25 protein-coding genes are annotated in these 22,590 nt (G+C 64.9%); 9 read left to right on the plus strand and 16 right to left on the minus strand.

What is annotated here, in order from left to right; translation table 11 throughout:
• Positions 1-53: 53 nt before the first annotated feature.
• Positions 54-1,487 carry an NAD-dependent succinate-semialdehyde dehydrogenase gene (locus RJ527_13630; protein WND75076.1) on the plus strand — a complete coding sequence of 478 codons (1,434 nt, stop codon included), beginning with the start codon at positions 54-56 and terminating at the stop codon, positions 1,485-1,487.
• A 39-nt stretch (positions 1,488-1,526) separates the two neighbouring features.
• The gene (locus RJ527_13635) at positions 1,527-2,807 is read left to right on the plus strand and encodes an aminotransferase class I/II-fold pyridoxal phosphate-dependent enzyme (GenBank protein ID WND75077.1); all 1,281 of its coding nucleotides are present in this window, start codon (positions 1,527-1,529) and stop codon (positions 2,805-2,807) included.
• A gap of 12 nt (positions 2,808-2,819) precedes the next feature.
• Here the strand turns inward: RJ527_13635 and RJ527_13640 are convergent, their stop codons facing one another.
• Positions 2,820-3,515 (minus strand): GntR family transcriptional regulator, encoded by a 696-nt coding sequence (locus RJ527_13640; protein WND75078.1) that lies wholly within the window; start codon positions 3,513-3,515, stop codon positions 2,820-2,822.
• A gap of 137 nt (positions 3,516-3,652) precedes the next feature.
• Between RJ527_13640 and RJ527_13645 the strand changes: the two genes are divergently transcribed.
• Genes RJ527_13645 through RJ527_13655 form a run of 3 tightly spaced genes read left to right on the plus strand, consistent with a single transcriptional unit; the run spans position 3,653 to position 6,559 of the window.
• On the plus strand, positions 3,653-4,864 hold the full coding sequence (locus RJ527_13645) for a CoA transferase (GenBank protein ID WND75079.1): 1,212 nt from the start codon (positions 3,653-3,655) through the stop codon (positions 4,862-4,864).
• Positions 4,861-5,793, plus strand: a complete 933-nt coding sequence (locus RJ527_13650; protein WND75080.1) for a VOC family protein — start codon at positions 4,861-4,863, stop codon at positions 5,791-5,793. The genes RJ527_13645 and RJ527_13650 overlap by 4 nt, the downstream gene beginning before the upstream one ends.
• Positions 5,774-6,559 (plus strand): enoyl-CoA hydratase/isomerase family protein, encoded by a 786-nt coding sequence (locus RJ527_13655; GenBank protein ID WND75081.1) that lies wholly within the window; start codon positions 5,774-5,776, stop codon positions 6,557-6,559. Before RJ527_13650 ends, RJ527_13655 begins: the two co-directional genes overlap by 20 nt.
• A gap of 18 nt (positions 6,560-6,577) precedes the next feature.
• Here RJ527_13655 and RJ527_13660 read toward each other — a convergent pair whose 3' ends face one another.
• Both RJ527_13660 and RJ527_13665 read right to left on the minus strand, forming a co-directional pair.
• A complete protein-coding gene (locus tag RJ527_13660) occupies positions 6,578-7,243 on the minus strand; it encodes a DUF1013 domain-containing protein (GenBank protein WND75082.1) in 666 nt (221 codons plus the stop codon).
• A 141-nt stretch (positions 7,244-7,384) separates the two neighbouring features.
• Positions 7,385-8,386: an NAD(P)H-quinone oxidoreductase gene (locus RJ527_13665; GenBank protein ID WND75083.1), complete on the minus strand. Its 1,002-nt coding sequence runs from the start codon at positions 8,384-8,386 to the stop codon at positions 7,385-7,387.
• Positions 8,387-8,470: 84 nt separating this feature from the next.
• Here RJ527_13665 and RJ527_13670 point away from each other — a divergent pair, with 84 nt between their 5' ends.
• On the plus strand, positions 8,471-8,659 hold the full coding sequence (locus RJ527_13670; GenBank protein WND75084.1) for a DUF1192 domain-containing protein: 189 nt from the start codon (positions 8,471-8,473) through the stop codon (positions 8,657-8,659).
• Here RJ527_13670 and RJ527_13675 read toward each other — a convergent pair.
• Positions 8,656-8,928 (minus strand): hypothetical protein, encoded by a 273-nt coding sequence (locus RJ527_13675; GenBank protein ID WND75085.1) that lies wholly within the window; start codon positions 8,926-8,928, stop codon positions 8,656-8,658. The two genes, RJ527_13670 and RJ527_13675, sit on opposite strands and share 4 nt — an antisense overlap.
• Positions 8,929-9,305: 377 nt before the next feature.
• Here RJ527_13675 and RJ527_13680 point away from each other — a divergent pair, with 377 nt between their 5' ends.
• Entirely contained in the window at positions 9,306-9,755 is a 450-nt protein-coding gene (locus tag RJ527_13680) for a thioesterase family protein (protein WND75086.1), read from the plus strand.
• Complete coding sequence (locus tag RJ527_13685) at positions 9,755-10,201, plus strand: thioesterase family protein (GenBank protein ID WND75087.1); 447 nt, start codon at positions 9,755-9,757, stop codon at positions 10,199-10,201. The genes RJ527_13680 and RJ527_13685 overlap by 1 nt, the downstream gene beginning before the upstream one ends.
• An 87-nt stretch (positions 10,202-10,288) precedes the next feature.
• Here RJ527_13685 and RJ527_13690 read toward each other — a convergent pair whose 3' ends face one another.
• The 3 genes from RJ527_13690 to rpmE all read right to left on the minus strand — a co-directional run bounded on the left by RJ527_13690 (position 10,289) and on the right by rpmE (position 13,373).
• Positions 10,289-10,744 (minus strand): Hsp20 family protein, encoded by a 456-nt coding sequence (locus RJ527_13690; GenBank protein WND75088.1) that lies wholly within the window; start codon positions 10,742-10,744, stop codon positions 10,289-10,291.
• A 222-nt stretch (positions 10,745-10,966) separates the two neighbouring features.
• The gene (locus RJ527_13695; protein WND75089.1) at positions 10,967-12,832 is read right to left on the minus strand and encodes an adenylate/guanylate cyclase domain-containing protein; all 1,866 of its coding nucleotides are present in this window, start codon (positions 12,830-12,832) and stop codon (positions 10,967-10,969) included.
• 313 nt (positions 12,833-13,145) lie between these two features.
• Positions 13,146-13,373, minus strand: coding sequence for a 50S ribosomal protein L31 (gene rpmE, locus RJ527_13700; protein ID WND75090.1), 228 nt, complete (start codon positions 13,371-13,373; stop codon positions 13,146-13,148).
• 120 nt (positions 13,374-13,493) lie between these two features.
• On the opposite strand from rpmE, the gene cyaY reads away from it, so the two are divergent.
• Complete coding sequence (cyaY, locus tag RJ527_13705; GenBank protein WND75091.1) at positions 13,494-13,823, plus strand: iron donor protein CyaY; 330 nt, start codon at positions 13,494-13,496, stop codon at positions 13,821-13,823.
• On the opposite strand, the gene RJ527_13710 is transcribed toward cyaY, so the two are convergent.
• The 9 genes from RJ527_13710 to gap all read right to left on the minus strand — a co-directional run bounded on the left by RJ527_13710 (position 13,797) and on the right by gap (position 22,380).
• Positions 13,797-15,002 carry an MFS transporter gene (locus RJ527_13710; protein ID WND75092.1) on the minus strand — a complete coding sequence of 402 codons (1,206 nt, stop codon included), beginning with the start codon at positions 15,000-15,002 and terminating at the stop codon, positions 13,797-13,799. The genes cyaY and RJ527_13710 overlap by 27 nt on opposite strands.
• Before the next feature lie 13 nt (positions 15,003-15,015).
• Positions 15,016-16,251 (minus strand): peptidoglycan -binding protein, encoded by a 1,236-nt coding sequence (locus RJ527_13715; GenBank protein ID WND75093.1) that lies wholly within the window; start codon positions 16,249-16,251, stop codon positions 15,016-15,018.
• Positions 16,252-16,317: 66 nt separating this feature from the next.
• A complete protein-coding gene (locus RJ527_13720) occupies positions 16,318-17,424 on the minus strand; it encodes a flagellar motor protein MotA (GenBank protein ID WND75094.1) in 1,107 nt (368 codons plus the stop codon).
• A 62-nt stretch (positions 17,425-17,486) separates the two neighbouring features.
• Positions 17,487-18,482 (minus strand): OmpA family protein, encoded by a 996-nt coding sequence (locus RJ527_13725; GenBank protein WND75095.1) that lies wholly within the window; start codon positions 18,480-18,482, stop codon positions 17,487-17,489.
• A gap of 258 nt (positions 18,483-18,740) precedes the next feature.
• Positions 18,741-19,544 (minus strand): inositol monophosphatase family protein, encoded by an 804-nt coding sequence (locus tag RJ527_13730; protein ID WND75096.1) that lies wholly within the window; start codon positions 19,542-19,544, stop codon positions 18,741-18,743.
• A gap of 53 nt (positions 19,545-19,597) precedes the next feature.
• The gene (gene efp / locus RJ527_13735; GenBank protein WND75097.1) at positions 19,598-20,167 is read right to left on the minus strand and encodes an elongation factor P; all 570 of its coding nucleotides are present in this window, start codon (positions 20,165-20,167) and stop codon (positions 19,598-19,600) included.
• Positions 20,168-20,256: 89 nt separating this feature from the next.
• A complete protein-coding gene (thiE, locus tag RJ527_13740) occupies positions 20,257-20,919 on the minus strand; it encodes a thiamine phosphate synthase (GenBank protein ID WND75098.1) in 663 nt (220 codons plus the stop codon).
• On the minus strand, positions 20,912-21,358 hold the full coding sequence (locus RJ527_13745; protein WND75099.1) for a hypothetical protein: 447 nt from the start codon (positions 21,356-21,358) through the stop codon (positions 20,912-20,914). The genes thiE and RJ527_13745 overlap by 8 nt, the downstream gene beginning before the upstream one ends.
• Before the next feature lie 14 nt (positions 21,359-21,372).
• Positions 21,373-22,380, minus strand: coding sequence for a type I glyceraldehyde-3-phosphate dehydrogenase (gap, locus tag RJ527_13750; protein WND75100.1), 1,008 nt, complete (start codon positions 22,378-22,380; stop codon positions 21,373-21,375).
• Positions 22,381-22,590: the final 210 nt, after the last annotated feature.

The raw sequence follows: 22,590 nt of genomic DNA on the forward strand, positions 1-22,590 counted from the left end.
GCTTGAGGGTGCGCCGCGCCCGCATCACCAACAAAATTTCGAGGAATCCGACCATGTATAATGATGTCTTGCTGTTCATTGACGGTGAGTGGACCAAGGCGGCCGCGGGCCGCACGATGCCGATCGAAAACCCGGCCACGGGCGAGGTTATCGGCACTGTCGCCCATGCGGAACAGGCGGACCTGGACCGCGCCCTTGAGGCGGCGGACAAGGGCTTCAAGGCTTGGCGCCAGGTCTCGGCCTTCGACCGCGCCAAGGTGTTGCGCAAGGCGGCGGACCTGCTGCGTGAACGGGCCGACAAGATCGCCCCCCTGATGACCCTGGAACAGGGCAAGACCCTGCCGGAAGCCAAGGGCGAGATCCTGGTCGCCGCCGACGTCACCGATTGGAACGCCGAGGAAGCGCGCCGCACCTACGGCCGCATCATCCCGGCCCGCGCCGGCAACGTCTATCAGATGGTGATCAAGGAGCCCGTGGGCCCCGTCGCCGCCTTCACGCCGTGGAACTTCCCCATCAACCAGGCCGTGCGCAAGATCGCCTGCGCGCTTGCCGCCGGCTGTTCGATCATCGTCAAGGCGGCAGAGGAAACCCCGTCGTCGCCGGCGGAACTGGTTCGCTGCTTCGCCGACGCGGGCGTGCCTGCCGGGGCCATCAACCTGGTCTACGGCGTGCCGGCCGAGATTTCCGAATACCTGATCCCCCATCCGGTGATCCGCAAGATTTCCTTCACCGGCTCCACCGTGGTCGGCAAGCATCTGGCGGCCCTGGCCGGGACGCACATGAAGCGTGCGACCATGGAACTGGGCGGGCATGCGCCGTCCATCGTGTTCGATGACGCCGACGTCGATCTGGCGGTGAAGATCCTGCGCGCCAACAAGCAGCGCAACGCGGGTCAGGTCTGCGTGTCGCCGACCCGTTTCCTGATCCAGGAAGGCGTGTACGATCAGTTCGTCAGCAAGTTTACCGACGGCATGAAATCCATCAAGGTCGGCGACGGCATGTCCGCCGACAGCCAGATGGGCCCGATGGCCAATCCCCGGCGCATCACCGCCATGGAGGAATTCATCGGCGACGCCGTGCAGAAGGGCGCCAGCCTGAAGACCGGCGGCAAGCGCATCGGAAACAAGGGCAATTTCTTCGAGCCCACCGTGCTGACCGACGTGCCCCTGGACGCCCGCATCATGAACGAGGAACCGTTCGGCCCGGTCGCCGTGATCGCCCCGTTCAAGGGCTTCGACGACGTGGTCGCCGAGGCCAACCGCCTGCCGTTCGGCTTGGCCGCCTATGCCTATACGGGATCGGCCAAGACGGCGCAGGACCTGGCGGCGAACGTGGAAAGCGGGATGATTTCCATCAATCACCACGGCATCGCCCTGCCGGAAACGCCGTTCGGCGGCGTGAAGGATTCAGGTTACGGGTCCGAGGGTGGCACGGAAGCCATCGAAGCCTACCTGAACCCGAAGTTTGTGACCCAGGCGAGCCTCTAGGCCCGCCCGGACCCCTTGCGACGCAGCATGGAGAGACCCATGACGGACCTGACACAGGCGGGCGGCGACGCCCTCGCCCAATCCCACGACCGGGCCAAGGCGCGCTACGGCGATATCCGGGGCCGCAACCTGGCCCTGGACATGACCCGCGGCAAGCCGTCGGCGGCGCAGCTGGACCTGTCCGACGCGCTGTTGACCAACGTGACGGCGGAGGAGGTGCGTGACGACGACGGCACGGACCTGCGCAACTATGGTGGTCTGGCCGGCACGCCGGCCTGCCGCAAGCTGTTCGGGGACTACCTGGGCGTGCCCGCCGATCAGGTCGTGATCGGCGGCAATTCCTCTCTGCAAATGATGTACGGCGTCCTGGCCCGGGCCATGACCTTCGGCGTTGTCGGCGGCAAGGGGCCGTGGCGGGACGAGGGGGCGACGGTGATCTGCCCCGTTCCGGGCTATGACCGGCACTTCGCGATCTGCGAGGAACTGGGCCTGGACATGGTTTCCGTCGATATGAAGGACGACGGGCCGGACATGGACGCGGTCGAGGACCTGGTCAAGGACCCCAAGGTCAAGGCCATCTGGTGCGTGCCCAAGTATTCCAACCCGACGGGGGCGACCTATTCGGACGCCGTGGTCGAGCGGCTGGCCAAGATGAAAGCGGCGGCCCCCGATTTCCGAATCCTGTGGGACAACGCCTATGCCGTGCACCATCTGGGCCAGGGGCTGGACACGGTCGCCGACATCCTGACGGTCTGCGAGACGGCGGGCTGCCCGGACCGGCCGTTCATCTTCGGCTCGACGTCCAAGATCACCTACGCCGGGGCGGGGATCGCCATGTTCGCGGGGTCCAAGGCCAACGTGAAGGACGCGTTGGACCATCTGTTCTTCGAAACCATCGGCCCGGACAAGATCACCCAGCTGCGTCAGGTCAAGTTCTTCAAGGACATGGACGGCATCCTGGCCCATATGGAGGGGCATGCGAAGCTCTGCGCGCCCAAGTTCAAGGCCGTGGACGACGCGTTGACGAAGCATTTGGCGGGCAAGGGCATCGCGACCTGGACCCGGCCCAAGGGGGGCTATTTCGTCAGCCTGGACGTGCTCGACGGCTGCGCCAAAGAGGTCATCCGTCTGGCCGGCGAGGCCGGGGTCAAGCTGACGCCCGCCGGGTCGTGCTTCCCCTACGGCAAGGACCCGAACGACCGCAACATCCGCCTGGCGCCGACCCTGCCGCCGCTGGATGAGGTGGTTCAGGCGATGGAAGTGGTCTGCGCCTGTGTCGAGCTGGCTTGCCTCAACAAGCTGGCCGAAGCCCAAAAATAGCCGCCGGGCCGGTCAGGATGCCTGATTGAAGAACGTGCGCCCTGCGTCCGATTGGCCGTAAGCGTCGACCAGATCACGGATATGCGCCTCGACCAGGGCGCGGGCACCGTCCGCGTCGCCGGCTTCCATGGCGGCCATTATCCGCCTGTGTTCGTCAACGGACCGGGATGGAAGATGGGGGATGTTGGCAAGCACCGCTTGGTAGCGTCTGAAACGAATCTTCACCCGGTTGTAGGTTTCCACCAACAGGCCGTTTTGCGCCGCGGCGACCAGGGAATCATGAAATTCCGCGGCCCGGGCGTAATAGCCGTCGTAGTCCTTGATCCGGATTAATTCTTCAAGCTCGTCGTTCATGCGGCGCAAGTCGGCAAAACGCGCCGCCGGTTGCCGCCTGGCGGCCGAGGCGGCGGCAAAACCTTCGATCGCCATGCGCAGGTCGAACAGCTCGCGTAATTCGCTTTCCGACAGGGGCGTGACGACGGCCCCCCGATGGGGTTCCAGAATCAGAAGCCCCTGGGCCGCGACGATGCGCAGAGCCTCGCGCAGCGGTACCCGGCTGACGTTGCAGCGTTTCGAAAGCGCATGTTCCACGAGACGTTCGCCGGGTGGAAAGCGGCCGGCCACGATCTCACCTGAAATCCATTCAGCCAACCGTTCCGGCAATAGGTCCGGACGGGGAAAGTCGGTGGTTTCAGTTTCGATGGCCATATCGTCCCCCTGATAGGGCGTTGGAGAGGGATAGGAAAGGATTATATATTTTCTAATTGACTAATTGTATAACAATATTAAGTTTCTGATTGGCCCGTCGCGAAAGATGCGGGCGGTAATGATCGTGGGAGGACTGAATGGCGCTGCCTTTGGACGGAATCCGGGTGCTTGACCTGACGCGGGCGCTGTCCGGGCCGTTTTGCACGATGATCTTGGGCGACCTGGGGGCGGACGTTCTGAAGGCCGAGCCGGTGGGCGAGGGCGACATGTGCCGCGCCTGGGGCCCGTTCGATCACGGTATCGGCTGTTTCTTTCTGTCCGTGAACCGGAACAAGCGGTCCCTGGCCGTGGATTTCCGCAGCGACGGCGGCCAGGCGGTGTTGCGCGATCTGGCCCGCGAGGCCGATGTCCTGGTCGAGAATTTCAAGCCGGGAACCATCGAGAAGCTGGGTCTGGATTACGACAGCTTGAAGAAGGTCAATCCGCGCCTGATCCACGCCACCATCACGGGGTTCGGCTCCGACGGGCCCTACGGCACCTGGCCCGGGTTCGATCAGATCGCCCAGGGCATGTCGGGCATGATGAGCATTTCCGGTGAGCCTGACGGCCCGCCGACGCGCCTGGGAGTGCCGCTCGCGGATTTGGTCTCGGGCATGTGGCTGTCCACGGGCATCACCGCCGCCATCCACCAGCGCACGGCGACGGGGCAGGGGCAAAAGGTCGATACCTCGCTGTTGGCCTCCGTGGTCGGCATGCTCTGCGTCCAGGGTCAGCGGTATCTGAGCCTGGGGGACATTCCCGGCCGAATGGGCAACGAACATCCGGTGATCTACCCCTACGGCGCCTTTCAGGCGTCGGACGCTCTGGTCAACATCGCCGCTGCCAATCAGACCCAATGGCGGAAATTGTGCGACATCCTGGGGCTTGCCGAACTGGCGGAAGATCCGGACTTCGCGGACAACACGGCCCGCGACCGCAACCGCGGCCGCCTGCGCGATCTATTGAACGGCAAACTGGCGGCCAAAACGGCCATCGAATGGTCCGGAATATTGATGGAAGCGGGTATTCCCGCCGGGCCGGTCTACGACCTGGGGCAGATGTTCAACGACCCACAGGTGGCGCACGCGGGCATGGTGGAAACGATCAGCCATCCAGTCATCGGGGATCTGCACTTGCTGTCCAACCCGTTGCGCCTGGACGCGGTCGGGCCGAAAACCGTACGCCTTGCGCCGCCGGCCCTGGGGGAACACAGCGAAGCGGTTCTTACGGATTGGGGCATCGCGCCGGACCGTATCCAACGTCTCATTGACGATGGGTCAATCGAGAACAGCACAGCGAGGATGACATGACATCATCACCTAAACTTTCCTACGTCGCCCTGGTTTCCCGCGATGTGCCCGCCGCATGCGAGGTTCTGAGCGGTGTCCTGGGGCTGACGCGGACCGATTGTGCCCTGGGCGGGGGGGACACCGTGCCGGTGTTCGCCACCGGCGAGGCAGCCCTTGCCCTGTTCGAGCCGGGCGACCCCTTTGTCCACGGAACGGACCGCACCGGCGTGCATCATATCGGCCTGTCCGTCGATGACGTGGATGCGACCGCCGCGCGCCTTGCGGCGGCGGGAATTTCCGCGCGTGACGCGGGCTCGCCGGGCCTGGCCGGGGGGCGCCATGTGGAACTCGATCCGGACGCCACCGTGGGGGTGCGGACCTGTCTGGTCGATCCGCTGACCATCGAGAGGTCGTCGTCGCCCCGGATCGAGCGTATCGATCATCTGGGCGTCGCCAGTTCCGACAACCGGAAGGCCATCGCGGTGTTCACCGATACGCTCGGTCTGCCGATCGAAAGCCAGCAGACGGATATGGAAGTCCAGACGACGGTCGAAAGCTTCACCTCGGACAAATACGGTGTCGTCTATCACAGCCGCCCGCCTCAGCCCGTCGGCGGCCTACGCGTCGCATTCCTGACCGCCGGTGATTGCGAGTTGGAGTTTCTACAGAACTTCGACCCGTCCCACGGCGCGGCGATTGCCCATGGGGCTTCGGGCACGACGCGGCAGGACCAGGGGGCCATTACGAAGTACATCAACACGCGCGGCCAGGGCCTGCATCATGTCGCCCTGAAGTCGCCGGACATCAACGCGACGCTTGCCGCCCTCGGCGACGCCGGATGCACCATGATCGATACCGTGGGGCGGCCGGGGTCGCGGCGGGCGCTGATCGGGTTCATCCATCCTAAAAGCCTTGGCGGGCTTCTGCTCCATGTCGTCCAGCGTGATTGAGCCGCCGGTTCGCGCGTCGGAACGCGCCGGCGTTCTGATCCTTACCATCGACCGTGAACAGGCGGGGAATTCAATCTCCCGCGACACGGCTCAGGCCATGCGCGACGCCTTGGACGGCACAACCGGCAGAACCGATCTGCGCGGCATCGTCGTGACCGGCGCCGGTGATCGTTTCTTCTGTACCGGCGGCGATTTGAAGGCCTACCGCGCGATATCCTCGTCCGAGGAATTGGCCGAGACCTTCGGCGTGGTCCGTGGTCTGCTCGACGCGATCGAGGCTCATCCCCTGCCGGTCATCGCGGCCATCAACGGCTATGCCCTGGGCGGCGGCGCGGAACTGGCCTTGGCCTGCGATCTGCGGTTCGCGGCTGAGGGGGCCAAGATCGGCCTGCCGCAGGCGCGGCTCGGCATCATTCCCGGCTGGAACGGCGCCGAGCGCCTGATGCATGTCGTGGGATACGCCCGCGCCATGCGGATGCTGTTGAGCTGTGAGCAACTGTCAGCCAAGGCGGCCCTGGACCAGGGCCTGATTGACGCCGTGGTCACGGCGGAAGACGTCGTGGATCATGCCGTGGGTTTCCTAACCGGCATGCCGGCGGCGCCCCTGGCGGTGTCCGCGACGAAACAGGCCCTGCGCGCGGCCGCGCGCGGCGAAGGGCGGTCGGCCGGAGAGGCGCTTTTGGAAGACTTGTGGTTTTCCGAGGATCACCGCGAGGCAGAGCAGGCCTTTGCCGAAAAACGCGCCGCCGTCTTCAAGGGACGGTGACGGGACGGCGGGGCAGGCTCAGTCCTGAGCACTTTCCGTGGTCGGCCAGACGGATTCCGCGCTGGGCTCGACCGCCGGGGCGGGCTCGGCCGGGGCGGGCGGTGCCGCCGGTTCCATGCCCTGAGCACCCGATGCCTGGGCCGCCGGGCCGTGAACGGTGCCGGCCCGCGCACGGGCGACGGCGATGACCTTCTCCAGGTCGTCGGCCGTACACAGGCCCAGACCCACCGGGTTCTGCGGCTTGATGTTCGAGGTGTTCCAGTGAGAACGGTCGCGCACGGACATGATGGTCGGCTTGGTCGTGCCGATCAGCTTGGAAATCTGGCCGTCCGACATTTCCGGATAGTTCTTCACCAGCCAGGCGATGGCGTCGGGCCGGTCCTGGCGTTTGGCCACGGGGGTGTAGCGCGCACCCTTGGTCTTGGCCTTCGGCAGGGGCAGGGACGGCTTGGCGGCTTTAAGGCTGGCCGTGGCGTCGCCTTCGCAGCGCTCCAGTTCCTCCTGGGTCAGTTCACCGGCCTGCACGGGGTCGAGCCCCTGCATGCCGACGGCGACTTCGTCGTCGGCGATGGCCTGGACTTCCAGTTCATGCAGACCGCAGAATTCGGCGATCTGCCTGAAGGTGAGGGCCGTGTTCTCCACAAGCCAGACGGCTGTGGCCTTCGGCATCAACGGACGCGCCATAATTACCTTCCCATTCGGTGTTGGATTTCGGGATTGTCTTGTCGACCAGCACGCCCCCGCGCGTACGGGGACGCACCGGAACTTGCGACGTTATATAGGCACAAGGGCCCTCGGGTCAAAGGATCAGATTGAATTTGGCGGCTATTCCGCCACCTGGAACACGATTTTGCCGATGTGCCGGTTGGATTCCATCAATTCGTGGGCCTCGCGCGCCTGATTCAGGGAAAACGTCTTGTAAATCACGGGCTTGACCGCTCCCTTCTCGATCAGGGGCCAGACGTTCTCGCGTACGGCCTTTGCGATCACGCCCTTGCGCGCGACCGATTGGGCGCGCAGGGTCGATCCGGTGATGGTCAGGCGCTTCAGCATCAGGGGCATGAAGTTGATTTCGGCCTTGGCCCCCTTCATGAAGGCGATGTTGACCAGACGCCCGTCGCGGTTGAGGGATTTCAGGTTCTTTTCGATGTAATCGCCGCCGACCATGTCGAGGATCACGTCGACCCCCTTGCCGCCGGTGAAGTCCTTGGCGGCCTCGACGAAGTCTTCTTCCCGGTAGTTGACGGCGCGCGCGGCCCCCAGGTCCAGGCAGGCCTGGCATTTTTCGGCGCTGCCCGCCGTGGCGATGACCTTCGCACCGAGTTGGCTCGCGACCTGAATCGCCGTGGTGCCGATGCCGGACGTGCCGCCGTGGACCATCAGGGTCTCGCCCGGCTTCAGGTCGCCGCGTTCGTACAGGTTGGTCCATACGGTGAAGAAGGTTTCCGGCAGAGCGGCCGCCTCGACCATGGACAGGCCCTTGGGCATGGGCAGGCACTGTTCCGTAGGCGCCGTGACGTATTCGCCATACCCGCCGCCCGCGACCAGGGCGCAGAGCGTGTCGCCGATCTTCCAGCCTTCGACACCGTCGCCCAGGGCGGCCACGGTGCCCGACACCTCCAGTCCCGGAATGTCCGTCACGCCCTCGGGCGGGGCGTAATGACCCAGGCGCTGCACCACGTCGGGGCGGTTGACGCCGGCGGCCGCGACACGGATCAGGACCTCGCCCTTGGCGGGGGCGGGCACGGGGCGTGTCGTGATGCGCAACTGTTCCGGGCCGCCGGGCTCGGTGATTTCGACGCAGGTCATTTCCGTGGGCAGGGACATCAGCGTATCCGTTCGCTAGTGGGTTTTCCAAAGGCCCCTTCACCTAGTAGATTGAGGCCCCAAAGCGCAAGAGGGGATGACGCCATGGCCATGGACGCGGACGATCTGGAACCGCAGAAGAAAAAGCCGGACCTGAAGAATCTGGAGGTGATGTCGATCGAGGCGCTGAACGACTATATCGCCGATCTGGAGGCCGAAATCGCGCGCGTGCGCGAGACCATCAAGGCCAAGGAAGCCGCGCGCCAAAGCGCCGACAGCTTTTTCAAGTCCTAGGCTCTAGCGGGGGGCTCCCGCGGTTCTGGCGCCGCCGCCGCGCGGGCGGCCGTCATCGCCCGCCGCTTGCGCCGCGACGCCATGAATATCAGCCAGCCGACGGGGCCCAGGAACAGCACGATGACCAGCCAGCCCATGCGCGGGCTGAACGGGCAGGCGGCCCCGTCCTCGGCCGGCTTGGCCGGGGCGATGTCCTTCGACAGGGCGACATGGATCAGCGGCAGGACGAAGCCGATCACGATCACGGCCCAGGCGGCGGCAGGCGACATGGCGATTCCTCTGCTTACAATTAGGGGAAACTTAACATCCCAAGGGTAGCCTGCAAGCAGGACACGAGGCGAAAGTGTCCTTTTACTTCTATGCCTCCCTGAAAACTCGACGACCGCCCTCCCAACCCGGGGGCGGTTATTTTTATGTCGGGGCGGGGAAGATTCCGTGAATTCCCGGGTAAATTCGCGGTTGTCAATAACCCTTTACAGTTGACGGTTTTATGACGGCTGGCTACGCTTCCCCGGTCATTCAGGCGAGTTTGACAGGTGTGAGGCATATAAAATAATTAAAGGGCCGCTGGGCAAACCGGCGGCCCTTAATCAATTCTGGACCCGTATTTTCGGGCCTTCCATTCCAACGAAAAGCCCCGCCCGCCATGGCCGACGAAAAGACCCCCGAAACCCGCGACGCCTATCCGCATATCCTACCGATCCAGACACGGTGGATGGACAACGACATCTACGGCCACGTCAACAACGTGACCTATTACAGCTACTTCGACACGGTGGTGAACAGCTACCTGATCGACGCGGGCGGGTTGGACATCCATGACGGCACCGTCGTCGGCTTCGCGGTCGAGACGACCTGCCGGTTTTTCAAGCCCGTGGCCTTTCCGGAAAAACTGGCGGCAGGGCTCAGGGTCGGCAAGCTTGGCAATTCCAGCGTGCGCTACGAAATCGCCATCTTCAAGGACGGCGAGGACACGGCCGCCGCCGCGGGTCATTTCGTGCACGTCTTCGTCGACCGCCGGACGGACCGCCCGACGCCGGTGCCGGCGGCCATCCGCGCGGCCTTGGAAAAAATCAGCACCAAGGACGGTGGATAATGAGCGAAGCCGAATCAGATCCGCGCCAGGTGCCGCTTTCGGCCTATCCTTACCGCATGGATATCCCGACCCGGTTCGGCGACAACGACATGCTGGGCCACGCCAACAACGTCGCCTACAACCGCTATATCGAGGCCGTGGTGACACAGTTCCAAATGCAGGAAGCAGGCGTCGATTATGCCCGGCACCGCATCGCCCCGGTCGCCGTGGAGGTGCTGTGCCGCTTCCACCGCTCCCTCAGCTATCCCGAAACCGTCCATGCGGGGCTCCGCGTCGGGCGCCTGGGCAATTCCAGCGTGACCTTCCTGATCGGCCTGTTCGGCGCGGCCGACCGCGAGGCCCCCGCCGCCACGGGGCATTTCATCCATGTCTATTCGGACCGGGACGCGGAAATTTCCGTGCCCATGCCGGATGCCGCCCGCGCCGTCTACGAACGGTTCCGCTGAACGGGCAAAAGAAAAGGCGCACCCGGTTTCCCGGGCACGCCCTTTCCGTCTGACGTAACTTGGTGTCGGCCGAAGCCGGCGCGTCCGTTAGGCGGCCTTGCTTTCAACCAGTTTTTTCTGCCCACCCGCGATCTCGATCTTGCGGGGCTTCTTTTCTTCCGGAACGACGCGTTCCAGTTCGATGTGCAGAAGGCCGTTTTCAAGGGCGCCGCCCTTGACCTCGATATGGTCGGCAAGCTGAAAGCGGCGTTCGAATGCGCGGCCGGCGATGCCGCGGTGAACGTAGACGACGTTGTCGTCCTTGGAATCCGCGTGCTTGCCGGTGACGGTCAGGGTGCCGTCGTTGACGGTGACGTCCAGGTCGTTCTCGCCGAAGCCGGCGACGGCCATGGTGATCCGGTAGGTATCCTCGCCCAGTTGTTCGATGTTGTAGGGCGGATAGGAATTGCCGTCGTCATGACGCATGGCGCTGTCGAGCAGCCGTTCGAGACGGTCGAAGCCGACGGAATGACGGAACAGGGGGGTGAAATCGATTGTACGCATAACCAAGTCCTCCTTAACGAAGCGATATGGTGCCCGCCAGCGCGGCATGCCGTTCAGGACCGCCGCAGGGGCCGGTCCGACGAACCGCGCGGGTCGGGCGGTTCAGGTCTTGCGGGCCCCATCCGGGCACCCGCTTCCAGCCATGAGATAGGTTTGGGGAAAATGCCGCGCAAGTCCCGGGCGGAAATTTTTCCGCCGGAAAACATAGGGAAAGTCAGAAGGTTAGGAGGCCTTGGCCGCGTTCCCGGATTGCCACATGACCTCGTACAGGTTGACGTCGCCGTCGAAGCCCTTCATGGCGAAGCCGCCCGCTGATTTGAAGGAAATGCCCTTGCCGGTGCAAATCCCGCGCACGGTTTCCGATACGAAAATCTGATCGGCCTGGGCCTTGTCGACGATGCGCGCCGCCAGCTGCACGGTGGTTCCGAACAGATCGTTATCCTCGGCGATGGGCTCGCCCGCGTTGATGCCGATCTTCAGCTTGAGCGGCAGGTTCGGATTGGAAGACCGCAGCTGGATGGTTTCCTTCTGGATCTCGATCGACGCCTCGACCGCGTTGGTCGGCTGATCGAACGAACACATCATGCCGTCGCCCGTGTGCTTGACCTCGCGGCCGTGATAGCGGGTCAGGTTCTCGCGCACGATCTTGTTGTGGGCGCGCACGACTTCCTGGGCACCCGCGTCGCCCAATTGCTGGGTCAGGGCGGTGGAGCCGGCGATGTCCGTGAACAACACGGCGACGACGCGGGCCTGGGCTTCCTTCGGCTTCGGTTTGTTCCAATCCTCCAGCGCCGTTTTCAGATGGGACGGGCCCGAGGCGTTGTCCGTCAGGTGGTTGGCCATGGCGTTACGGCCAGCCTGGAACATGCTCATGTAGCGGGAATCCTGCAGCAGGTATTCCTCGTAGCGGTCGGCGAAGGACGAGGCGTGGGATTTCTTGAAGCCCATGACCTGGACGCTGTCGGCCAGAATGCGGGACCGTGTCGCGGGGTCCAAGTCGCGCTTTGACGACAGGGATTCACAAGCGCCGGCAAGGAACAGGTTGATCCCGAACTTGGTGAAGTTGTCGAGCTTCTTCTTGTCCTGGCCGGTGACGTCGAGAAGCTGGCCCAGGAACTTCATCATGTAGGCCTTTTGCTTTTCGCCGGCGGCGTCGAGCTGCGGCTGCTGGTCCTGGGAGCCGTATTTTTCGGCTTCCAGGGTCACGCCGCGGGTGGTCGCGTCGTTGTCCAGCTCCTCGCGCAGGCGCTGGTTCGCCGCATCGTCCGTCTGGCCCCGCGCCGCCTCTTCGGCCTTGGCCTGTTCGCGCCAATCGCCGACCGAGCCTTCGGGCTTTTCCATATCGACTTCGACGGTGTTCGCCGGCGGCTGACCCAGTGCCGATGCGGCCCGGTCTAGGATGGACGTCACGCTGGTGCCGCCTCCTGCCGGTTGCATGGCCATCCTGTTGGACGCCTGCCGCCCCTTGAGCCGAATGTTCCGGAGATAGGTGACCGCCAGGGTGGAGGCGGTCAGAAGGAAGCTTGCGACAAACACCAGGAAGATGGCGTTGGCCTCGACCGCACCGGAAATCTTGTAGCCGAACAGCATCTTGCCGCTGAAGTACCAGGAAAAGGCGACCGCGAACCCCCCCGACACCAGCAGACTGACCAGGGCCAGCATGAGCATCTTGACGACGACGGTCGTCGCCGTCGCGGTGATGCTGTTGGCGTTGCTTGCGGCGCGGCGCTTTTTCGGCGCGTCGTCGTCATCGTAGTAACCGTCGTCGTCGTCGTCACCGCGCGACATGGACCAGCCGCCGCCACCGCCGCCACCACTACCACCGTCGACCTTGCCGCCGCCGATGTCGCGAAAGCCCTTGTGTTCCTCGGCGCCCTTGGGGCCGCGATAGATGGTCGTGTCCTGATGGTTGCCGAGATCGCTGTCATAGGTTTCCTTGACCACCTTGACGGCGTCGAAACCGGGCGTCTTCTCGATTTTCTTGGCTTCTTCGATGGCCTTTTCACGCTGCGCGGCGCCGAACTGAGCATGGATCGACCAGCGGCCGGCCTGCTGCACGTGGACTTCGAAATGAATATGTCTTGCCATGGCCGTTACCCAGCCGCTCCCCATTAATCAGACCGAATTACCGTCGTAGCCGCTAGTCGCCTTCCCCGGTCGAACAGGCTACCGGATGTTTCGGTATTTCCCAGAAGAGCAATTTTGATGTGGGGCGGTAAACAATTCCCTACCCGATTGTATAAAAGTTAGCATAGCTGTTCATGCTATGGGAGGGGTTGATTTTAACCGCCCTATCCCAGGGATTGTGCATGGAAAAGGGCGCGCCCTTGGGGTGCGCCCTTGTGCATGTCGATCCAGGTTCCGGCCATCGCCGGAGACCGTCCCCGAGGGGACGGCACCCCTACATCTTCAGGCCGCTGTTCCCGAACCGCTTGTTGAAGCGCGCAAGGCGTCCGCCGGCATCAACCAGGCGGTGTCCGCCGCCCGTCCAGGCCGGGTGGCTTTTCGGATCGACTTCCAGCTTCAGCACATCGCCGGGGTTGCCCCAGGTGCTGCGCGTCGTGAACGAGCTACCATCCGTCATCTGAACGGTGATTTCGTGGTAGTCCGGGTGGATATCTTTTTTCATTTGGCTTGGCTCCGGCAAAAGTGGCGCTCTATATACAGACCTGACCTGCCATGCGCAAGGTTTCATGAAACCCCACTGTTAAGCTGGTCTTTTCGGCCCAAACTCAAGGAGTTCCCCCGCATGTCCCTGGACGACACGTCATTCACGCATATCGCCGACAAGACCCTGGAATCGTTCATGGATGTGATCGAGGCGGCGCTTGGCGATCAGGCCGACGTGGACCTGGAAGGCGGCATCCTGACCATCGAATTGGACTCGGGCGGTCAATATGTCATCAACAAGCACGCGCCCAACCGCCAAATCTGGATGTCGTCGCCGGTCAGCGGCGCCACTCATTACGATTTTGACGCGGACAAGGAACAGTGGCGCTGCACGCGGTCGGGTGAATTCCTGGACGAGAAATTAGTGGCTGAACTCAAGGCGTCAACGGGGGTCGCCGTCCGTCTGTGACGACGGGGCGGGGCGCAGCCCCGCCGGAACGGCGAGGGCCAGGAGCAGCACCGCCGCCATCACCAGGGCGCCCGAGTAATAGGGCCAGTCCCGCCCGATCTGAGCGAACAGCAAGCCTGCCCAGGCCGGCCCCAGGACGCGCGCCAGGGTTGTCACCGACCGTGTCACGCCCATCACGCCGCCCTGGTCGGTGTCGGGAACCTGTTGGGAAATCAGGCTGTTGTAGGCTGGGTTGATGACGCTGAAACCGTAGGCCGCGACGGCCATGGCGGCCAGCAGATGCCAGACTTCGGTGCAGAAGGGGATGGCGCCGATGCCGAGGGCGAGGGCGACAGCCCCCTGGATCAACAACGCCCGTTCGCCGAAGCGTTTGGCGAGACGGCCCATCAGGCCGCCCTGGACCGCCGCCGACAGCAGGCCGACATAGGCGAACAGCCAGCCGTTCTGTTCCGGGCCCCAGTCGAAGGCCCGCCGGGACCACATGGCGAAAGTGGTCTCCAGCCCCGCGAATACGAAGGTCGCGAGGAATCCCAGCAGCATCAGCAGCCCCACCCCGGGCAGTCTCAAGGCATCCGCGAATTGCGCCAGACGCCGCCGGCGCGGCATCGCCGCCGCGCGGGCGCGGACTTCGGCCGACAGGGATTCCGGCAGCTTTACCAGGCCGAGCAGAAGGGCGAGCAGGGACAGGCCGGCGGCGGCCAGGGCCGGGCTGCGGTAATCGGCGGTCAGCGGGTCCGGTCCGGCCAGGATGCCGCCGATGGCGGGGCCCAGGATGAAGCCGATGCCGAAGGCGGCGCCGATCATCCCCATGCCCTTGGCACGGTTCTCCTTGGTCGTGATGTCGGCCATATAGGCGAAGGCGGCGGATATGTTGCCGGCCATCAGGCCGCCCAGGGTGCGCGCCATGAACAACATCCACAGCGCATCGGCGAAGGCCAGCCAGACATAGGCCGCGGCCGCCCCGGCAAGGCTCAGCAGCAGAACCGGCCGCCGTCCGGCGTGATCGCTGAGCCGCCCCCACAGGGGCGCGGAAATGAACTGGGCCAGGGAATAGGTCGCCATCAGCAGGCCGACGGTCTGAGGATCGGCCTGGAAATGTTCGCCGTAGAACGGCAGCAGCGGAATGATGATACCGAAACCGATAAGATCGACGACGACGATCAGGAAAATAGCGAGCATTCTGGTTGGCCGATCAGCGCTGGGTCAGTTTGAGTTCGATCCGGCGGTTCCGCCGAAGCGCGATTTCATCGGTACCGGGGTCGATGGGCCGGTTGGCCGCGAACCCGGCGGCGACCAGACGCACGGGCGGAAGTCCCTGGTCGATCAGGTATTTGACCACGGAAATCGCCCGCGCCGCGGACAATTCCCAGTTGGAGGGGAAGCGGGCCGTGGCAATGGGCGTCTTGTCCGTATGCCCGTCGACACGGAGCACCCAGTCGATGTCCTCGGGGATTTTCACGACCAGTTCCTTGAGGGTCTGGGCCAGTGCCGCCATCTGTTCCTTGCCCGCCGGGCCCAGTTCGGCGGAGGCGACGTCGAACAGCACCTCCGACTGGAACACGAAGCGGTCGCCGACGATGCGGATGCCGGGACGGTTGCCAAGAACCTCGCGCAGGCGGCCGAAGAATTCCGAGCGATAGCGGCTGAGTTCCTGCACCTTCGACGCCAGCGCGGCGTTGAGCCGCTTGCCCAGGCTTTCGATCTGAACGCCCTGCGCCTGGGCCTTTTCCTCGGCCGCGCGGAGCGTCGCCTCCAGGGTCGCCAGTTGTTCGCGGAGCGCCGCCAGTTGGCGGTTCATCAGGGCGACCTGGGCGCGGGCGCTTTCGGAAATCTGGCGCTCGTTGATCAGCGCCTCGCCCTTTTCGTTGGCCTGTTTGCCAAGCTCCATGACCTTGGCGGTCAATTCGTCGCGCAGCGCCGTCAGGGCCTCGATCTCGCGCGCCAGATTGTTCAGGCGCTGCACGCGCTCGGCCAGTTCCTCCTCGCGGACCGCGAGCGTCTTCTTGGTGTCCGCCAACGAGGTTTCCAGCCGGCCGATGGTCTGGCGGCTGGTTTCCATGGAAACCATGGCGTCGACAAGCTGCTGTTCGGCGGATTCGGCGCGCATGCGCAATTCGGCGACGCTGGTGCTCAGCCGGTCGCGTTCGCCGACCGAGGCTTCAAGTTCCGTCGACAGACGGCTGACGTCGGCGCGCAGACTGTCCGTGGTCTTGCGTTCCAGGGCCAATAGGCTCGCCAGTTCGCTGATCTCGCCTTCCAGCTTGCGCAGCGCTTGATCGCGCCCGGTCAAGGCCTGTCCCAAAAACACCTGGGCCATGATGAAGATCAGCAACAGGAAGATGATGACCATCAGCAGCGTCGCCAGGGCATCGACGAAGCCGGGCCAGATGTTGGTTGATCGTTCGTGGCGCCTGGCGAGGCTGGCCATGGTTACGTTGTCCCTTGCCGGGGGGCCGCGGGGACGTGACGGGGACAGAGAGCCGGCGTCACGGCGTCAGCGGTCATATTCGCCGTCGGCGATGTTGGCCATGGTGCGGGCCAGAAGTTTGATCTCGGACCGCACTTCCTTGATGATTTCGTCGCGGCCGTGGCTGACGTCGTCGGCCAGACGGGCCACGGAACGGTCCAGGTTGCGGATGCTGGTCCTGGTTTCCGCATCCATGCCCCCGCCGTCGCTCCGGTTCATGCTCTGGGCCATGTCCTTCATCAACTGCTGCTGCGTGCGCAGGTGGTCGGTCAGGGTGTCCAGCTTGTCGGTCAGGGCCAGAATGCCTTGGTTGGCCTCGGCGCGGCTTTCCTCGCCGCGCGACAGGGTGCGTTGCAGGTTCTCCAGGTTTTCCGCCGACTGTTCCAACAACGCCTGCACATAGGCCGGCATGGACTGGTCGCCGTCGCCGGAAAGGGACCCGGACGACAGGCGGGTCAGGCTCGACAGCCATTCTTCCAGGTCATTGTAGAAACGGTTCTGCGCCTGGCCGGCCTGTAGGTCGAGAAAGCCCAGAATGAGCGAGCCCGACAGCCCGAACAGGGACGACGAAAAGGCCGTTCCCATGCCGGACAATGGCGTTTCCAGGCCTTGTTTCAGCTTGTTGAATGTCGCGTTGATGTCACCGCCGTCGACGGTCAGGCCGACGATCACGTCCTTGACCGAGGCGACCGTTTCCAGAAGCCCCCAGAAGGTGCCGAGCAGGCCGAGGAAGATCAGCAGGCCGATGATATAGCGGGAAATATCGCGTGATTCGTCCAGGCGCGACACCAAGCCGTCGAGCAAGGTGCGCAGCGACGTGGTCGACAGGGTCAGGCGGCCGGAGCGCTGGCCCAGCATGCTTGCCATGGGGCCGAGCAGACGCGGCGGGCTCGGTTGCGACAGCTGTGCGCCGTCGCGGCGGTAGCTGTCCACCCATTCGACCTCGGGCTTCAGGCGCGCGACCTGCAGGAAGTTATAGGCGATGCCGAGCGCCAGCACCGCCAGGATGCCGCCGTTCAGGGGCGCGTTGGCCAGAAAGGCGTCGCGCAGCGGCTGAAACAGGGGCGCACACACGGCGACGACGGCGCCGAGGAACAGGATCATCCTGAGCAGGTATCGGTTGGGGCGCGTCATCTAGGGAAGCCCTTACGAGGTCCTTTCGGGGGCACGGGCGTTACGCGGAACCCGATGGTGCGTCAACGCGGGGCCAGGGTGATATCGACCCGGTTCTTGGGTTCATCGGAGGTCTTGTCGCCGAGGGCCCGCACGTCGATCCGGGTCGAGCGGATGCCGCTTTCGATCAGGAACGAGCGCACGGAAAGGGCCCGGGACAGGGACAGGCGGCGAGCCCGGTTGGATTTCAGGTCGTCACCCCCGGCATAGGCCAGAAGCTGCAACCGCACGTCGCGCTGGTCCTTTACCTGATCGGCCAGCTTCAACAGGTTCGGCTTGGCGGCGTCGGGCAGTTTCGACTGGCTTTCGTCGAACACCACGCGGATCAACCGGCCGTCCTCGCCGGTCGTCAGGGAGGCGGTGCTTTCCGTCTTGGGCGGCGGCGGCGTGGGCACGGCCGCGGCCGTGGCGGGTGGCGGCGGGGGGGGCGGAACGGCGGCCCCCGGTGCGGTGGCGGGCGGGGGCGGCGGGGGTGCTTTGTCCGCGCTGTCCTTCCCGGCGTCGGCCTTGGGGGCCGGCGGCGGTGCCACGGCGGCCATTTTCTTGTCGGGCGCCGTCGGCGCGGCGGGCGGCGGTGGTGCTGCGGCCGTCAGCGGTGCGGGCGCCTCGGCGGCGGGGGCCGGCGCGGGCGATGGTTTCGACGGCATGGGCGGCGGCGGCGCCTTGGCCGCGGGCGGGCGCATCTCCGTTTCCATGCGGCTGGCACGCGGGGTCGGCGCGGCCTCGGCGCGGGTCACCCGCAGCTTGCGGATGGGGGCGGATTTCTCGGGGGCGACGAACAGTTGAGATGTCGGCCGGCTCGTGCCCGGCAGGCGCAGTCCGCCGCCATAGGCAGGGATGGCCGGTTCCGACGATACGTCCACGGTGTGGCCGTATCCACCGCCGGGCAGGGCGCCCATGTCGATGGTCACGGCACCGTCCGCGTAGTTGCTCACCTGTGCCTCGACCGGGCCTGACGCCAGCGCCAGCGGCGCCACGACGATGACCAAAAGTCCGGTCAAAAAACGTGAGGATGTCATCGGACGGTCACTCCCCATTCTTCCCTGTTGTCGTCTTCCGGCCCGTTGTCGTGTTCGGGGATGTCGATCCCGTTTGCGGCAGGCTCGGCATCCCGGCGCTGAGACAGTCCGGGTACTCCCCGATCAGCGGCGGAAGCCAAGGCGATCACCTTAACCAACGGCGATGCGCTGGACAACCGTAAAGCCCTTGAATGAAAACAGGTAAATATGACGCTTTCGGGGCACCCGAAAACAGCCCCTCGGCGGGGTGGGAACGGGTCAGGTGGCCGCCGCGCCGGCGCCGGCCAGGGTCTTCAGCATGGCCGGATGCATGGCGTCGTTGCCGGCGGCGATGTCGCCGCGTTGGAAGATGTCGCGGCCGCCCGCAAGGTCGGTGACGAAACCGCCCGCTTCGGCGACCAGGATCATGCCCGCGGCCATGTCCCAGGGTTGCAGGTTCTGTTCCCAGAACCCTTCGAAGCGCCCGGCGGCGACCCAGGCCAGATCAAGCGCGGCGGCACCGTTGCGCCGCACCCCGGCGGACACGGCCATGATCGCGCGCAGTTGGTTCAGGAACAGGTCGTGATTGCCCCGGCCGACGAAGGGAATGCCCGTCGCGAACAGGGATTCGGTAATGTCGCGGCGGGCCGAGACGCGCAGGCGCCGCCCGCCTAGAAACGCGCCCTGGCCCTTTTCGGCGACGAACATCTCGTCGGTGATCGGGTTGTAGACGACGCCGGCGAATATCTGGCCGTCGCGTTCCAGGCCGATGGAGATGGCGAACTGAGGAATGCCGTGCAGAAAGTTGGTGGTGCCGTCCAAGGGATCGATGATCCAGCGGTTCGAGGTATCGGCGCCGTCGACCGCGCCGCGTTCCTCCATCAGGAAACCGTACTTGGGCCGCGCGCGCTGTAGTTCCTCGAACAGGATTTTCTCGGCCTTGCGGTCGGCGTTCGAGACGAAGTCGGCCGGGCCCTTCTTGGAGACCTGTAGGTGCTCGACCTCGCCGAAATCGCGGACCAGGCCCCGCGCCGCCTTCTGGGCGGCGGCGGTCATGACGTTTATCAGGGGCGTGCGCAGCATGGCGGGCCTTGTTTCAAGCGGTCGGAAAGGGGCGGGAAGGGCGTGGCCGAAGCCTAGTCCTTGGCCCGCTCGACATAGGTACCCTCGGCGGGATTGACGACGATGCGGGTGCCGGTCTCGATATGCGGCGGCACGCTGGTGCGCACGCCGTTGTCCAAAAGCGCCGGTTTGTAGCTCGACGCCGCCGTCTGGCCTTTGACCACGGCTTCGGTTTCGACCACCGTCAGGGTCACCCGGTCGGGCAACTGAACGCCGATGGGGTCGCCGTCGTGGCTTTCGATGGTCACTTCCATGCCGTCTTGCAGATAGGGGGTCTGGTCCTCGCCGATCTGATCGCCGTTCAGGACGACCTGCTCATAGGTCTCGTTGTCCATGAAGGTGAACATCTCGCCGTCGGAAAACAGGAATTGGTATTCCTTTTGTTCCAGGGTCGCGCGCTCGACCTTTTCCGAGGACCGGAAGCGTTCGTTCAGCTTGGTGCCGTCGCGCAGTTCGCGCAATTCGACCTGAAGATAGGCGCCGCCCTTGCCGGGCTGCGTATGGGCGATCTTGACCGCGCGCCACAGGCGTCCCTGATGTTCGATGACCATACCGGGTCGAATGGCGTTGCCGTCGATTTTCATGTCCGTGCCCGTTTACATGTTGATGGGGGGTGAAAGCGGCGCGGAAGCTACCAGTTTGTTTCGTGCATAGCAACGGCCCAGCGCCGCCGTCAGGGGCGCGGGGCGTCGGCAATTACCTTGTTGAACGCGGCGACCGCGGCGGCCGGTCCCTCGGCGTGCCGCCAGACCCCGGAGACCACGGCCAGGAAGTCAGCACCCGCGGCGACCAGGGGCGCGCAATTGTCCACGGTGATGCCGCCGATGGCGACGCAGGGCACGACGAAAATCTCGCTCCACCAGTGCAAAAGATCGACGTCCGCGTGATGGGTGACCTCCTTGGTCCCGGTCGGGAAAAACGCGCCGAAAGCGACGTAGTCGGCCCCGGCCTCGCCGGCCTCCATGGCCAGGTGGCGCGACGCATGACAGGTCACGCCGACGGCGCGCCTGTCGCCCATGATTTTGCGGGCGTCCCGGTAGGACGCGTCACCCTGGCCCACATGGACGCCGTCGCAATCGGTCTCCGCCGCCAGGTCGGGGCGGTCGTTGAGGATCAGGGGCACGCCGCGGTCGCGGCAGACGGGGAGCAGAATATCGGCGGCGCGGCGGATGCCGTCGTCGCTGTCAGGCGTGCCGTCCGGGGCCTTCAGGCGCAATTGCACGGCGCCGACGGGGCCGGCGTCGAGCGCCGCCGCCAGATCGCCCGCGAAGACGTTCGGGTCGAAGGCGGGCGGCGTGACCAGATAGAGCAGGCAGCCGTCATCGGTGTCAGCCATGTTGGAATTCTCCCGTGAGCCAAGCGTCGAGCCGCCGGTCGGCGCCTGCGTCGGCCATGTCCAATGCCCGCGCGGGTCGTTTGGCCAGGCGGGCGCCGGCCTGCGTTGCCACGCGTTCGATCCTGGCCAGAACCTCGGGGGCGGCCGACAGGGACACGGCTTCGACGCCCTGCCTGAGGGCGTCCAGGGCCATGCCCGGTTCGTCCGCGCAATCAAGGCAGGCCGTGGCGCGGGCCGCCGGTTCGGCGGCGCGGGCCTGATCGACGATCTGTTTGAACAGGGCCGGGCCGAGGTAGCCGGCGGCGCCGGGCGCGCTGACCAGATGCACGGGACAACCCGTGCGGCGGGCAGCGGTCAATGCCTGTTTTGCGTGGTTCAGGTCGTGGATGACGACGGATGCCGGGGGAACGGCCGATTGCTTGGTCGCGTCCCCCGTCATCTCAATCCCGTCGCTTATTTCGCACCATGCATGGCCAGCGCGGTGTCCGGCATGCGGTTGGAGAAGCCCCATTCGTTATCGTACCAGCTGAGCACGCGCACGAAATTGCCGTCGATCACCTGGGTCTGGGTGGAATCGAAGCTCGAGCTGGCGGGGTTGTGGTTGAAGTCGATGGAGACCAGGGGCTCGGTATTGTAGGCGAGCACGCCCTTGAGCCGGCCGTTGGAGGCCTCCAGCATGGCCGCGTTGATTTCCTCGGCCGTGGTCGACCGTCCGGCCGTGAAGGTCAGGTCGATCAGCGACACGTTGGGGGTCGGCACGCGGATCGCGGTGCCGTCCAGCTTGCCCTTCAGTTCCGGCAGCACCAGGCCGACGGCCTTGGCGGCCCCCGTCGAGGTCGGGATCATGGACACGGCGCAGGCGCGCGCCCGGCGGGGATCGGAATGCAGGGTGTCGAGGGGGCGCTGATCGCCGGTGTAGGCGTGGATCGTCGTCATGTAGCCCTTTTCGATGCCGACAAGTTTGTGCAGCACGTCGGCCACGGGGGCCAGGCAGTTGGTCGTGCAGGATGCGTTGGACACGACCGTGTGGCCGGCTTCCAGCTTGTCGTGGTTGACGCCGTAGACGACGGTCAGGTCGACGCCCGAGGCCGGGGCCGAGACCAGAACCTTGGCGGCACCCGCGTCCAGGTGCTTGGCGGCGCTGTCGCGGTCGGTGAACAGGCCGGTGCATTCCAGCGCCACGTCGATGCCCAGTTCCTTCCAGGGCAGATCGGCGGGGTTGCGTTCGGCGGTCACCTTGATCGGCCCGGCGCCCACGTTCATCACGTCGCCAGCGACCGACACGTCCATGCCCAGCGGGCCGTGCACGGAATCGTACTTAAGAAGGTGGGCGTTCATTTCGGGCGAGCCCAGGTCGTTGATGGCGACGACTTCGATGTCGTTGCGCCGCGATTCCAAAATGCCCCGAAGAACCAAACGACCAATTCTTCCGAACCCGTTGATCGCAACCCGAACCGCCATGAATGCCTCCGTAAATTTGTTGAATTTCCTGCGTTGAGGCCCCTGCGACGGATGCCTCGGTCAGGGCGAGCATATAGGCTACCCTTCGACCCCTGTAAACCCGCGAACGCCCGGTTGTCCGGGGCGCAATGCTCTCCAATTGATGTGGTGGTTGAACTTGTGTTCATAGGCACCTATTCTTCATAAAATTTTTACCCACTAAGGCAATTA

The organism is Thalassospiraceae bacterium LMO-SO8 (assembly GCA_031655335.1).
Taxonomy (GTDB): Bacteria; Pseudomonadota; Alphaproteobacteria; order Rhodospirillales; family Casp-alpha2; genus UBA1479.